The organism is Desemzia sp. C1 (genome assembly GCF_020882875.1).
In the GTDB taxonomy this organism is placed as follows: domain Bacteria; phylum Bacillota; class Bacilli; order Lactobacillales; family Carnobacteriaceae; genus Desemzia; species Desemzia incerta.
This window is the reverse complement of record NZ_JAJIZP010000003.1, coordinates 2,491,574-2,506,618: the sequence shown is the minus strand read 5'-3', so window position 1 is coordinate 2,506,618 and position 15,045 is coordinate 2,491,574. Positions and strand designations below refer to the sequence as shown.

Sequence of the window (15,045 nt, the reverse complement as noted above, 5' to 3'; positions counted from 1 at the left end):
ATTAAATGAATTTGGGACGGAAGCTATACAGAATAATTGTATAGCTTTTCCCTTTTTCATAAACCGATGAAAGAAAAATAAAAAAGCGTGGGTTTTTAAATCTGCGAAAGCCTATTTATTTTTCGGTCAATATTTAGTACAATTAACAACTGAGAGGTTTTTGAAAGGAGTGAAGAAAGAATGAACTTAGGATTAGCAATTTTATTAATTGTGCTTGCTTTAATTGCAGGATTAGTTGGAGGATTTTTCATCTCTAGAAAATACATGATGGATTATTTTGAAAAAAATCCACCAGTAAACGAAGACATGCTACGTATGATGATGATGCAAATGGGCCAAAAACCATCTGAAAAGAAAATCAAACAAATGATGGCGTCTATGAAAGTACAATCTGAGAAAAAAAACAAAAAAAAATAAACTAATCATGGTTAGTTGAATAGTATTTTCGAACAGGAAGACATTTCTGTTCGTTTTTTTATCTTTTTTAGTAGGATAGAGAGTATACGAAAAGGGTATAAAATTAGGGGTAGGTGACGACGTAAATGGGGATATTCAAGAAATTAGGGTGGTTTTTTAAACAAGAGAAAAAGGCTTATATCTCTGGAGTAATAGCGCTTTTTATAGTTTCAATTATAGCGTTGCTGCCTCCAAGGATTATTGGGATCATCGTTGACCAAATCGCTTCACAGACGATAACGATGCAGTCTTTAATCATGTGGGTCTCTCTCTTGGGGGCTACTGCTGTAGCCCAGTATTTGTTAAGGTACATATGGCGAATCAACATATTCGGGACGGCATCAAAGTTGGAACGAATCATTAGAACGCAGTTGTACCAGCACTTTACTGAAATGGATAAGCACTTTTTCCAACGCTATCGAACTGGGGATTTGATGGCACATGCTACAAACGATCTACGGGCTATTCGAATGGTTGCCGCAGGAGGGATTTTGACCTTAGCAGACTCTGTTTCTACAGGAAGTGCGACAATCATTGCGATGTTTTTAGTAGTGGACTGGCGGCTGGCATTATTGGCTTTAATTCCACTGCCATTATTAGCGCTATGTTCGCGTATTTTAGGAACAAAAATTCATAAATCGTTCAGAGAAGCTCAAGCTGCTTTTTCGCACTTAAACGACAAAACACAAGAAAGTGTTTCAGGAATGAAAGTGATCAAAACTTTTGGACAAGAAACAGAAGATATCCAAGAGTTTAAGGAAAAAACAGCACAAGTGGTAAAAGAAAACAAAAAAGTTTATATTGTAGATTCTTTATTTGATCCTGTCATTACGATCATAACGGGTATGTCCTATGTGCTGACGATGATTTTAGGTGGATCTTTTGTCATTAATGAGGTGATTTCTATTGGAGAATTTGTTACGTTCTTTACTTACATCTCTATGTTGACGTGGCCGATGTTAGCAGTTGGACGCTTGTTTAATATTTTGGAAAGAGGAAGTGCAAGTTATGATCGAATCAGAGAACTATTGAACAATAAATCTTCTATCCAAGAAAACACCCGCCCCGTGACAACTCCTATATCAGGAAACGTAGATGTAACGATTCAAAAATTTACTTATCCTTCGTCTGAAAAAGCCGTATTAAGTGATGTACATTTCCACTTAGATAAGGGTCAGACTTTAGGGATCGTTGGTAAAACCGGATCAGGTAAGACTTCGCTTTTTGAATTGATGTTAAGGGAATATGACCATTATGAAGGAACGATTCTCTACGGTGGAAAGGATATCCGTGATTATTCACTGGATGCGTTGTTGAAACGGATTGGGTATGTTCCTCAAGACAACTTTTTATTTTCGGATACTATAGCAGGCAATATCCGATTCGCTGATCCAAACCTGAGTATGGCTGAGGTCAAGCGTGCAGCGAAGTTGACGGCTATTCACCAAGATATTCTCGAGATGCCTCAGCAATACGAAACAGAAGTTGGAGAACGTGGTGTTTCTCTATCAGGAGGTCAAAAACAGCGGATATCGATCGCACGAGCATTGATCACCAATCCTGAATTGTTGATATTGGATGATGCTTTGTCTGCTGTAGATGCTAAGACAGAAGAAAAAATTCTTTCCGCCTTAAAAGATGAGCGTTCTGATCAAACGACAATCATAGCAGCCCATCGAATCAGCAGCGTAATGCATGCTCAAGAAATCCTGGTGTTAGAAGATGGTCGTGTGATCGAAAGAGGTACGCATGAACAACTATTGGCAAACAATGGCTGGTATAAAGAGATGTATGAGCAACAGCAACTCGAACAACAAATCGAAGGAGGGGCTGTAAAATGAAAAACACTCAATCAGCTTGGTCACGAGAAATTCCTTTGAGAGAACAACTAACTACTATGAAGCGGATTTTCTCGTTTGCAAAACCTTTTTTAGGACAATTTGCAGCTTCGATTGTTTTTGCTGGTTTACTCGCTGTGACCAATGCGTTATTGCCTCGAATCGTTCAAACATTGATTGATGGCTATTTTACGCAAGGGACAGCTACAGTGCAAGTCGTTCTTTTATTTGGAAGTTTGTATGCCGGGGCAACGTTATTGAAAGCTGTTATTTGGTATTTTAATTTGTACCATTACAACATGGCCTCTGAAAAAACGGTCGCTGTAATCCGAAATGCAGTCTACACTAAATTGCATAAATTAGGAATGAATTATTTTGACCGGACTCCTGCAGGTTCAATTGTTTCAAAAGTCACCAATGATACCGAGACGATAAAAGAGTTTTGGACAGTATTTTTAACTGTCATAGAAGGAATCTTAGGTCTAAGTATTTCCTTTATTGCGATGTATACGCTAAATGCAGAAGTCACGTTATGGATCATGACGTTTTTGCCGATTTTGATTGTAGTCATTTGGCTGTACCAGAAAAAGAGCTCGTTCCTTTATAGAAGTATGAGGGAAAAGCTTGGAATTCTAAATGCTAAGCTGGCGGAATCGATCACTGGCATGAGTATCATTCAACAGTTTAGACAAGAAAAAAGATTCCAAGAAGACTTTGAAGAAACGAATATGTCTTATTTCCGTTCAAGATACCAAATGACTAAAATCAATACATTGTTGTTAAGTCCAATCATCGATTTGCTGTATACATCGGCTTTAGTGTTCATTCTTTCCTTTTTTGGATTCGATGCACTAAACGGATTTGTTGAAGTTGGTGTGATCTATGCCTTTACATCCTACGTCCGCAACTTTTTTCAACCGATGACGAGAATGATGGACAGTCTAAGTATATTTCAAGATGGAATCGTTTCGAGCAGTCGGGTACTGGAGGTATTGGATAACGAAGAATATGCACCTGAACAAAATGAGCAGTCAGATGCAAAAATCACTTTCGCAAATATCGAGTTTAAAGATGTCTCTTTTTCTTACGATGGAAAACATAAGGTGCTGAAGAATATCAGCTTTACAGCTTATCCTGGACAGACCGTAGCTCTGGTGGGGCATACAGGCAGCGGGAAGAGTTCGATCATTAATTTGATCATGCGTTTCTATGAGTTTTATGAAGGGGATATTTTAATCGATGGGGTCTCCATCAAAGATTACCCGCTTAGCGAGTTGCGTTCTAACATGGGGCTGGTTCTGCAAGATTCTTTCTTGTTTTATGGGACTATCAAAGACAACATTCGATTAAAGAATAAAGCGATTACCGATGCTGAAATTAGAAAAGCGGCAGAATTTGTCCAAGCAGATAAATTTATTGAAGCACTGCCTCACAAATACAATGCTAAAGTAATTGAAAGGGGAGCTAGTTATTCCAGCGGTCAAAAGCAATTGATCTCTTTCGCCAGCACGATTGTGACGGATCCTAAAATACTGATTCTTGATGAAGCTACCGCTAATATCGATACGGAAACGGAAGTGCTGATTCAAGAAGGTTTGGAAAAAATGCGAAAAGGCCGTACAACGTTGGCAATTGCTCACAGGTTGTCGACCATTCGCGATGCTGATTTGATTTTAGTATTGGACCATGGTGAAATTGTTGAGCAAGGTACACATGATGAATTACTAAATCAAAAAGGCGTTTATTACGGCATGTATGAACTACAAAAAAGCGGATTGACAGAATAACTATGACAAGCAACACAAAAAAGCTATGGCTCCATATAGGACCATAGCTTTTTTGTGTTTTATTTGTATTCGTAACGGTAATTTCGATCTATTTCTCTATCCAATTGATCGAAAGCAGCTTGTACGTCTTTTTCGATAACTGCAAGACTTTCTTTCGTCAATCTTGTTTTTCGATCTACATAGATAGGATCTCCAAAACGAACGACGATTTTTTTGCGTTTCAACAGATCTTTAAACGTTAATGGACCTTGGTAGACTGCTGGAACCATTGGCACCCCGCTTAATTTTGCAATAGTTGGGGCTCCTCCTTTAAGTTCAGCTGAATGTCTTGTTCCAGTTGGGAACATCACTAAACTCAACTTGCCTTCTTTTAGAATTTTTACAGGCGTTTTGATAGCACTTGGACCAGGGTTCAGTCTGTCTACTGGAAAAGCATTGGCTTTACGAATGATCCAACCAAAAATAGGGTTCTTAAACAATTCTTTCTTAGCCATAAAAGCAAAATCTTTCGGTTTAGCTCCTAAAGCCAAATATATCGGATCAATCCAAGAACGATGAGGAGCAATTAAAATATAAGATTCATTTTGAGGTAATTTTTCTCTTTGTTGGTAGTGTGCATTTCCATTCAAAATGAAAACAAGAACTCCCACGAAATCACGTAAAATTCTAAAAAACACTATTGTTCAATCCTTTCGCTAAATACATCTTCATACTTACTTTTATTAGTATGAGCGATAAGACAGATTTTCGCAACAACTTTATTTCGAACTTCAAAGTTTTGGTGCGGTATCGTTCAATGACTTAAAAGATGCAAAAGTTTCGCTTGTTTTCTAAAAAAAGCTTTTCGCCTCTCTTTGTTTCTTTGTTATACTAGATGAATGGAAGACGAACGGGAGGGTTTTTAAAATGAAGTTTTTACATACTGGAGATTGGCATATTGGAAAAAAACTTCACGGGTTTCAACTGCTGCAAGAGCAGCAAGAAGTTTTCCAGCAATTGCTGGACACAGCTAAAAAAGAAGAGGTAGAGGCAATTGTTATTGCAGGAGACCTCTTCGATCGTTCTGTACCGCCGGCTGAAGCCGTCAGCGTATTGAATCAAATGTTTATAGACATGAATTTAACAGAAAAAATACCGGTGCTGGCTATTTCTGGGAATCATGACTCGGCTACTCGTTTAGAAACAGGTAGTGAATGGTTCAAACAAGCCAACCTTTACTTGCAAACAAAAATCAATGAGTTTACTTTTCAGCCGATCACTTTAGGGAACACGCAATTTTTTCTGTTGCCTTATTTTGATCCTATTGATGCTCGGCTTTACTTTAGTGATGATACATTAACTACACATGAAAAAGCTGTTGAAAGAGTCGTTGAAAAAATGAAAGAACAATTCGAAGAAACGAAACATCAAGTATTGATCTCTCACTTTTTCGTGACAGGAAGTTTGAGAAGTGAATCGGAAACCGGCTCTACAGTTGGCGGGTTGGACAACGTTTCGGCGAGAGTGTTCCAAGACTTCACGTACGTGGCTTTAGGTCACCTGCACCATCCAGAAGCTCTAAAAAGTGAGGCGGTTCTCTATTCAGGTAGTTTGTTGAAATATTCTGTCTCGGAAGCTGATCAACAAAAAGGATTCCGAATTATTGAAATCGATGACGAAGGATTGCTGACGCAACAATTTCATCCAGTTCAACCTTCACGGGACATCATTGTGTTAGAAGAACATTTCAGCACATTAACAGAGGAAGAATTTTACTTGACGATCAAGCGAGATCAATTTATTTACATCAAATTAAAAGATACGGTCATGCTGCCAAATGCAATGAATCGATTAAGAGAAATTTACCCTTATGTCATCGGGATGGAAAGAGTAAATCAAAGTGGTCTGCTGCCGGGTATTCATCAAACCAAAAAAGAAGTACCGACTACTTTGGCGCCGCATAAGCTGTTCAGCCATTATTTTGAAGAGCTCACTGAAAATCCATTGACGAAGCAGCAAGAACAATTGATAGCGTCATTATTTGAAGATTTGCAAAAGGAGGTCCGGTAAATGCGTCCACAGTCTTTAACACTTAAAGCGTTTGGTCCGTATATGGATGAGACGATCGATTTTTCCGCTTTTTATGAAAACAACATCTTCTTGATCGCCGGGAAAACAGGATCTGGTAAAACCACATTGTTCGATGGAATCTGTTTTGCATTATTTGGCAAAACGAATGGCTCGAATCGGGAGCCGAAAGAAATGCGTTCTACATTTGCGGATGCTAAGCAGCAAACGAGTGTCACATTTACTTTCCGCGCCCAAAACAAGCTGTATGAAATCGTCAGAAGCCCAGCTCAAGTACTGTTGAAACAAAAAGGCGAAGGTACTCGAGACGTACCGGCAAAAGCTTCACTTCGTGTATTTGGAGAAGATGGAGCAGAATTGCAGCATGTCACTAAAATCAGTGAAGTAGATGAAGTCATTGAAGAAGTGGTGCAATTGAACTGCGATCAGTTTAGACAAATCGTTATGATTCCTCAAGGAGAGTTCAGACGATTTTTAAACGCGGACAGCGGAGAAAAAGAAACGATTTTAAGAAAACTTTTTGGAACAGATATTTATCGTCAATTGAGTGAAAAGTTGAAAGAAAAGAAAAAAGAGATGCACTATAAATTGGTGGAGAAAGAAAAAGAGTTGGAATCAACCCTTAGTAAAGCGCATTGGACCAGTATGAAACCTGAAATCGAGTTTACGGGCTTCGCGGCCATGAAAGTGGAGTTAAATCTTCTGCAAGAAGAACAGCAAACCATGGAAAAAGTATTGGAGCAATTAGGCACTTCGATTACTGAATTGACACGAGAAGCTGATGAAGCGAATGTTTTTTTAAGTGAACAGCAAACCATCCAGCAATTATTGGATGAAAAGGCAGCTTTACTGCAGGCTTTAGAATCTTTAAAAGAAGAACAAAGCAACATAACCGCGTTAAAACAGCAAGTGAAAAAATACGAAGAAGCTCAGCAATTTGAGACATTATTGTTTAAATTGTCTGAGAATGAAAAGTCTTTAACGGAATTACAAGAAAAAGAACTGCAAACCCGTGAACAATTGCAAGAAGAGAAAGAACAATTAAAGAAAGCAAAAACTAAAAAACAGGCTGTTGACAAAGAACTCTTGGGACAAGAAAGTCGTAAAGAACAGCTGGTCTCTTTGAACCAACTGAAAGAAGCCATCGCTGCTTACAAAACTAGTCAGCATGAAAATGAGGAACAGGAGCGAGTCGTACAACGACTAGAAAAAGAATTAACGGATTGCCGGAAACAAAAACAGCAATTGCTGGAGCAAAAAGAAGAGATGGATCGACTATTGGCAGAGTTGGCTGCCAAACAAAAGAATGTATACTCTGCCAAAGATCAATTGCACAGTTGGAGCCACGCTGAAGACCTATTGAATCAAGCCATCACAGCTGAAGACCAAGAAAAAAGACTCATCGATCTGCTGACGGAGAAAAAAGAAAGCCTGCAAACAACTATCAGTGAACTGGAAACGGTCTCTAATGAACATCGCAAAGCAAAAAGCGACTGGGCAAAAGTGCAGATCCAAAAGTTGTCTGAGGAATTGATTGATGGAGAACCTTGCCCTGTGTGTGGTTCTATTGAGCATCCACTCCATGCAGTTGTTGAAATCACATCGACTAAAAGTGCTGCAGAATTAGAACTTTTGGTGGAACAAACAGAAACCGAGCTGCATACCCTTAAAGCTAAAAAAGAGGTCTTGGAACAACAAGGATTGGATCTAGAACAGCAATTGTCTGAGCAAAAAGCCTTTCTTGAACAAAAACGTCTCGATTGGACAAATCATCAGCTTTATTCGGAGGTAGAAACGGGTACTCTGAAGGGAAATCGTGAAGTCGTTTCTCAAGAAAAAAACAAGTTGGAAAATCAAATCAATGAGTTGAATCGTTCACTGACTGAACAACAAAAACACGAAGAAAAACTTTTAGACATTGAAGCTGAGTATCGAGAAAGTCAAATAGCTTTGGACAGATTAACGACTAACCATCAAACTGAACAAAATCATTTGAGTCAGTTGAAAGGCCAGTTGTCTCATTTGAGTCAAACCATACCTGAACAGTACTTGGATATCCCATACTATGAAGCAGAGGTAGCAGCGTTAGAGCAACGCATCCAACAATGGCAGCAGGCTTATGAAGAGATTTTAGAACAGACTCTTGCAGCTGAAAAAGTTGTGGAACAGACCCAGTACCGATTGGATTCAGTTACTGAATCGCTAGCTGAAGAACATGCGAAGAAAGTAGAACTGAAAGAGGAAGCGGACAAAGTGTTATCCGGCTCTAGTTTCTTAAGTATCTTAGAAGTGGAAGAAACCTTAGAAAACAAAGAACAAGTAGCTTCATGGAAAGAGATGATTGATCAATATGAAAAATCTCAATACAATGCTCAGCAAAACTTGACCTTAAATACGCAAAAACTTGAAGGAAAACCAGCTCCTCAATTGGAACTGGCTAAAGAGACCTATAATTCAATAGTGGACCAAAAAACGAAAAAGACAGAAGAAAAAGCGGTGTTGCAAGACCACTCCTTGCAAAATCAAGGAATCATAGCCAACTGTCAAACAATATTGGATCTGCATCAAAAAAATATGGATGTGTTCACTGAAATATCGACGTTATCTGATGTGGCTAACGGAGACAGCGGCATTAGTAAATTAGGGTTTGAACGGTACGTGCTGTCTTACTTCTTAGAAGAAGTCTTGAGCCTAGCCAATCAGCGATTGCAAAAATTGTCTAATCACCGCTATTTGTTTGATTTGAACCGAGAAGACGGTTCTTATAAAAACAAGACTGGATTAGAGATCAACATCTATGACGACCATGCTGGGGGTGTCCGCAATGTAGGGACTCTTTCGGGAGGAGAAAGTTTTATAGCTGCTCTTTCATTGGCTTTATCGTTATCCGATGTTGTTCAACGACAAGCCGGAGGGATTCAGATAGAGGCGATCTTTATCGACGAAGGATTTGGTTCGTTAGACGAAGATGCTTTGGATCAAGCTATCGAAGCGTTGATGCAAATAGACGGAGACGGAAAATTGGTAGGGATCATCAGTCATGTTAAAGAATTGAAAGATCGCATCCCAGACAAAGTCCTTGTTCATGCCTTAGGAACTGGGAAAAGTCAATTATCTGCCAGTCATGGCTAGATAAAATGAGAATAAACAGTAAAGCATAACATTAAAGTTTCTTTTTCTTTGAAGATAACGTAAAATAGAAAGATGGAGAATTTTGTTTACCAAAAAAACCATTTGATTTTTTGGAAAAAGGCAAGAAAGTAGGTTGGTTTTGTGAAGTGGAGTATACCTGAACGATTGATTGAAGAGGGAAGAAGCTTAGTAGATGAAAAGCGTGTTCTTTCCATCAATGCTTCAATCGAGGAAAAAATTTGGACAGCTGATGTGTTGGATGATGATCGTTACCGTATAGAACTGGACGGTACAACACGAGAACAGGATTTTTGCGAGTGTGATTATTGGAAAAATCATGGTTTTTGCAAGCATACTGTTGCAGTTGAATTGGAATTGAAAGACCGGGAGATTAGTCGTGTCATGACCCCGGAAAATGCGGAGAAAGTGGCCAAAAATTCCATTAACCCTGGAAAAGAACTGACTTTATTGTTTTCAAGACAATTTCTTGAAGATACCAACAGTTTGTATACCGGCGGAAAAAAACAACTTCAAACACTTAAATTAGAATATAAAATTGAACACAAACCAGAAAGTACAGCCTTGATTCGTCATTCAGGCGAGGTACTGGTTGTCAGTATTAGAGCTGGATTGGATAAATTGTACGTCATTAAAGATTTGCATGGTTTTCTAACCGCTTTTAGCAACAAGGATAAATTCGAGTATAAAAGAAATCAATGGATCGATTTTAGTGAAGTCGATGTAGAAAAAACGGACGCTGCACTGTTGCAAGAATTGTATGTGCAAATGGAATCGCAAAACTTTGTCAGAGGGAGCTTTGTAGAGGCTAAGTCTATTTTTAACAATAAACGGTATTTCGTTTTGACGCCTTCATTTGCTAAAACCTTTATTGATAAGTTTCAAGAAGAAGCCGATTTTAGTTTTGATGTTAATGGGGCTAATTTCAAAACAGTCGCTTTTATTGAAGGACGTTTGCCATTTGGATTCGAATTGAACAGCCAAGAGGGCGCCGTAAAATTAAACATTGACAACAATACAGATGTGTATCTGAAAGATTACCATTGGTTTTTGGTAGAGGATAAAATTTATCAACCGACTCGAGAACAATTAAAGGCTATTCAACCGTTGCAGTCTTTCTTGCAACGACATGAGGGGAATCGGATCGACATTCAGCCGGAAGACATGCCTGATTTCACAGCATATGTGCTGCCTATGATTTCTAAGTTAGCCACTGTTCACATGTCTGAAAAAGTAGAAAATACGTTTATTCATGAACCGTTGAAAACGTGTATTTATTTTACTTATGCAAATGAACAGTTGCATGCCGTTGTCGAATTCAACTACCGTCATATGGTTTTGTCTACCAATCCAGAAGAAAATCAAATGCCGGAAGAAAACATCCAAGTTATCAGAGACAGTAAAAAAGAGATCCAAACGCTGAATTTATTGAATGAACTTGGGTACCAACGAGAAGAAACAGATTACACAAAACGATTGGTAAAAGATGAAAAGTTCTATGAATTTTTCACTAAAGAGATTCCGTTACTCGAGCAAACAGCTGAAGTATACGTGAATGACAGTCTAGACAGCATCTTTTTAGATCAAATTGATCCTGATACGACTGTAGACATTCAACAAGAAGGCGGATTACTGGACATTCGTTTCGATATCAAAGGCATCAGCAGAGATGAAATCAATCGAGTGCTGCAAAGTTTGATGGAACGAAAAAGCTTCCACAAATTGGATAACGGCAAGTTGTTGTCATTAGAATCAGAAGAACTGCAGCAAATCAGTCGTGTATTAAGCGAATTGCGCAGTTCGAAAGAATTTGAAAATGGCGGCATCAGTATTCCGAGCTACCGAGGACTTGAACTGTCTCATTTACTAGAGAACGAGTCAGGTGTTCAGCCAGTATTATCCAGCAAATTCCAAAAAATGGTGTTGGATTTGAATCAACCGCATTCGATTGAAGCTGAATTGCCTAAAGGAATAAACGGCGAATTGAGAGGATACCAAGTTACTGGATTTAAATGGCTTAAAATGTTGTCTCAATATGGATTTGGCGGAATACTTGCGGATGACATGGGGCTGGGAAAAACGCTGCAAGTGATCACTTATATCCAATCTGAGATCGAAGAAGGCGAAGAAAAACCCTTCTTAATCATTGCACCGGCTTCATTGACCTATAACTGGCATCATGAATTGAAAAAGTTTGCTCCGAATATTCGTGCAACAGTTGTTTCAGGAAGCAGTGAAGAAAGAGAAGCTCAGTTCAATGATGTGGTGAACAACAATGTGTTGATCACTTCTTATCAGAGCTTCCGTCAAGATGTAGACTTGTATAAACAGCAAGCCTTCAGTACACTAGTACTGGATGAATCTCAAATGGTAAAAAATTACCACACAAAAACGTCTCAAGCTTTAAGAAGTTTGTCAGTGCCTAAGAAGTTTGCATTAAGTGGTACACCGATCGAAAACAAGATAGAAGAACTGTGGGCTATTTTCCAATTGATCATGCCAGGATTTTTCCCGTCGATCAAAAAATTTAAAACGTTGACGAATGAAAAGATTGCAAAAATGATTCAACCGTTTGTGCTGCGAAGAGTGAAAAAAGATGTTCTTCAAGAGCTTCCGGAAAAAATCGAGACCAACATGTTCAGTACGCTGACCAAAGACCAAAAAACGGTTTACTTGGCTTACTTGCAACAGATCCAAGAAACAGTTCAAGGAATGAGCGGAGACGATTTCAGGAAAAACCGCATCGCCATTTTAGCTTCTCTGACAAGATTACGTCAGATTTGTTGTGATCCTCGATTATTCTTGGATGACTACGAGGGAGAATCAGGCAAGTTGCTGCAATTGAAAGAAATTGTTTCGACAGCGTTAGAGAACAACAAGCGCATTTTGATTTTCTCTCAATTCACTTCGATGTTGGACATCATTCAAGCTGAATTGGAAAAAGAGGATATCTCTAGTTTCTATTTAAGCGGAAAAACCAAACCGATCGAACGGATCAATATGGTCAATAAATTTAATGATGGAGAGAAGTCTATTTTCTTGATCTCATTAAAAGCGGGAGGAACCGGATTGAATCTTACAGGGGCAGATACTGTTATCCTATATGATTTGTGGTGGAACCCAGCTGTAGAAGAACAAGCAGCCGGAAGAGCTCACCGTCTTGGCCAAAAGAACGTCGTAGAAGTATGGCGCTTGATCGCTGAAGGAACGATTGAAGAAAAAATCAATGCCTTGCAGCAAGAGAAAAAATCGCTATTTGATCAAGTCATTACGGAAGATCATGGGGAAACCAGAACGATCAACCAATTGACCGAAGAAGATATCCGAGAGATTTTAAGTATGGGTATGGAATCAGTCTAAGAATTGTTTTTTGTAAACTGATCTTGTCGTAGAAATTTCTTACAGAATTGAGTTTGCTTTGTAAGAGCCATGGGAACGCTTGGAGCCAAGGTCTCCAAGCTTGCAAGCTACAAACAAACCCTAAGTGCTGAAGCACCAAGGGCTTGTAATTTACATTGCATCCTTTGCGTGGCTAATAGCAACTCAATTCTTCCAGAAATTAAAAGGTTTATATTTTAAACCATTCAAGTTTCATCGACTCTAGATAATGAAGAATCAAAATCGACAATACTTTTCATGAGTATTGTCGATTTTTTTGTTGCATTATTTAAAAAACGACTGTATAATATAAGACGGTGCAAAAAGCACTAACTATATCACACCTCGAAGGATGCAATAGAAGGTGCTTAAGGTTACTTAAGTCTCTTTGCAGTTGATTTTGAGGGAGGGATAAATACAAAACCAAATGGAGGAACACAATCATGGCAGTAATTTCTATGAAACAATTGCTAGAAGCAGGAGTTCATTTTGGACACCAAACACGTCGTTGGAACCCAAAAATGAAAAAATACATCTTTACAGAAAGAAACGGTATCTACATCATTGACTTGCAAAAAACAGTCAAATTAGCAGATACTGCTTACAAATATGTAAGAGATGTAGCTGAAAACGGCGGAATCGCTCTTTTCGTAGGTACTAAAAAACAAGCTCAAGAATCAGTTAAAGAAGAAGCACAACGTGCTGGTCAATTCTACGTTAACCACCGTTGGTTAGGTGGAACTTTAACTAACTGGGATACTATCCAAAAACGTATTCAACGTTTGAAAAACATCGACAAAATGGAAGCAGATGGAACTTTCGAAGTACTTCCTAAAAAAGAAGTAGGTATTTTGATCAAAGAGCGCGACCGTTTAGAAAAATTCTTAGGCGGAATCAAAGATATGCCTAGAATTCCTGACGTGATGTTCGTAGTTGACCCTCGTAAAGAACGTATCGCAATTCAAGAAGCTCACAAATTAAACATTCCTATCGTTGCAATGGTTGATACTAACTGTGATCCAGATGAAATCGATGTAGTAATCCCATCTAACGATGATGCTATTCGTGCAGTTAAATTGATTACTTCAAAAATGGCTGACGCTATGATCGAAGGAAACCAAGGTGAAGACGAAGTAGTTGAAGAAACTTTCACTGCTGAAGCTCCAGAATCAACTGAAACTTCTTCTATCGAAGAAATCGTAGAAGTTGTTGAAGGCGACAACGCTGAATAATAACTAGAACATTATAAAAGCTGTCTCGATAAAAGTGAGAAGTGAATAGCGACTTTTTACAAAGCGGCGTCATTTCATTTTTAGAGGCAGCTTTTTATATAAAATTAAACAGACCTCAAAAACTTTTAAAAAGATTTGAACAAGTAAATAGGAGGAATAAAAATGGCAAAAGTAACAGCTGCTTTAGTAAAAGAATTACGTGATATGACTGGTGTTGGAATGATGGATGCTAAAAAAGCATTAGTAGCCGTTGATGGAGACATGGACGCTGCAGTAGACTACCTAAGAGAAAAAGGTATGGCAAAAGCTGCTAAAAAAGCTGACCGTATCGCTGCTGAAGGTTTAACAGGTATTTACGCAGAAGGCAACATTGCTGCTTTAACAGAAATCAACTCAGAAACAGACTTTGTTTCTAAAAACGAGCAATTCCAAACTTTAGTAGGTAACATTACTGAAGCAATTGCTAAAGAAAACCCAGCAACTTTAGAAGATGCTAACAAATTAAACTCTGGTGAAGGTACGATTGAATCAGAAATCATTTCTGCTACAACTACTATCGGAGAAAAAATCAGCTTACGTCGTTTCGTGCGCTTTGAAAAAACTGAAGGCGAAACTTTCGGTTCTTACTTGCACATGGGCGGACGTATCGGTGTATTGGTACATTTAGATGCTGCTGATAAAGAAGATGTAGCACGTGACGTTGCAATGCATATCGCTGCTATCAACCCTCTATACATCACTCGTGATGAAGTACCTGCTGATAAAATTGAACATGAAACAAAAGTTTTAACTGAACAAGCTTTGAACGAAGGAAAACCAGCTAACATCGTTGAAAAAATGATCAAAGGTCGTTTAAGCAAATGGTTGTCTGAAATTAGTTTAGTAGACCAACCATTCGTTAAAGATCCAGACCAAACTGTTGGTGACTACTTGAAAGCTCACGGTGCTTCTGTAAAAAAATTTGCTCGTTTTGAAGTTGGCGAAGGAATCGAAAAACGTCAAGAAAACTTTGCTGACGAAGTAATGAGTCAAGTTAAAAAATAAACCATTTTTATAGAGAGGAGTACTTTTATCCTCTCTATTTTTTGTATCATTTTGTCTGCTGAGGCGTTTCCATTATTGAAAAATCTTTTTAAT

The 15,045-nt window shown here is 38.5% G+C and carries 9 protein-coding genes; 8 read left to right on the top strand and 1 reads right to left on the bottom strand.

Features of this window, described 5'->3' with window-relative positions:
• Window positions 1-180 precede the first annotated feature (180 nt).
• The 3 genes from LMF32_RS12520 to LMF32_RS12510 all read left to right on the top strand — a co-directional run bounded on the left by LMF32_RS12520 (window position 181) and on the right by LMF32_RS12510 (window position 4,081).
• Window positions 181-417: a YneF family protein gene (locus LMF32_RS12520; RefSeq protein WP_092479926.1), complete on the top strand. Its 237-nt coding sequence runs from the start codon at window positions 181-183 to the stop codon at window positions 415-417.
• 125 nt (window positions 418-542) lie between these two features.
• Window positions 543-2,297, top strand: a complete 1,755-nt coding sequence (locus tag LMF32_RS12515) for an ABC transporter transmembrane domain-containing protein (protein ID WP_230524956.1) — start codon at window positions 543-545, stop codon at window positions 2,295-2,297.
• Complete coding sequence (locus LMF32_RS12510; protein ID WP_230524955.1) at window positions 2,294-4,081, top strand: ABC transporter ATP-binding protein; 1,788 nt, start codon at window positions 2,294-2,296, stop codon at window positions 4,079-4,081. Before LMF32_RS12515 ends, LMF32_RS12510 begins: the two co-directional genes overlap by 4 nt.
• A 59-nt stretch (window positions 4,082-4,140) precedes the next feature.
• Here the strand turns inward: LMF32_RS12510 and LMF32_RS12505 are convergent, their stop codons facing one another.
• Window positions 4,141-4,758, bottom strand: a complete 618-nt coding sequence (locus LMF32_RS12505; protein WP_230524954.1) for a 1-acyl-sn-glycerol-3-phosphate acyltransferase — start codon at window positions 4,756-4,758, stop codon at window positions 4,141-4,143.
• 229 nt (window positions 4,759-4,987) lie between these two features.
• Between LMF32_RS12505 and LMF32_RS12500 the strand changes: the two genes are divergently transcribed.
• From LMF32_RS12500 to tsf, 5 genes are all read left to right on the top strand, one after another.
• Window positions 4,988-6,130, top strand: a complete 1,143-nt coding sequence (locus tag LMF32_RS12500) for an exonuclease SbcCD subunit D (RefSeq protein WP_230524953.1) — start codon at window positions 4,988-4,990, stop codon at window positions 6,128-6,130.
• Entirely contained in the window at window positions 6,131-9,280 is a 3,150-nt protein-coding gene (locus tag LMF32_RS12495; protein WP_230524952.1) for an SMC family ATPase, read from the top strand.
• A gap of 141 nt (window positions 9,281-9,421) precedes the next feature.
• On the top strand, window positions 9,422-12,658 hold the full coding sequence (locus LMF32_RS12490) for a DEAD/DEAH box helicase (RefSeq protein WP_230524951.1): 3,237 nt from the start codon (window positions 9,422-9,424) through the stop codon (window positions 12,656-12,658).
• A 461-nt stretch (window positions 12,659-13,119) separates the two neighbouring features.
• Entirely contained in the window at window positions 13,120-13,908 is a 789-nt protein-coding gene (gene rpsB, locus LMF32_RS12485) for a 30S ribosomal protein S2 (RefSeq protein ID WP_092479933.1), read from the top strand.
• A 162-nt stretch (window positions 13,909-14,070) separates the two neighbouring features.
• A complete protein-coding gene (gene tsf / locus LMF32_RS12480) occupies window positions 14,071-14,952 on the top strand; it encodes a translation elongation factor Ts (RefSeq protein WP_230524950.1) in 882 nt (293 codons plus the stop codon).
• Window positions 14,953-15,045 lie beyond the last annotated feature (93 nt).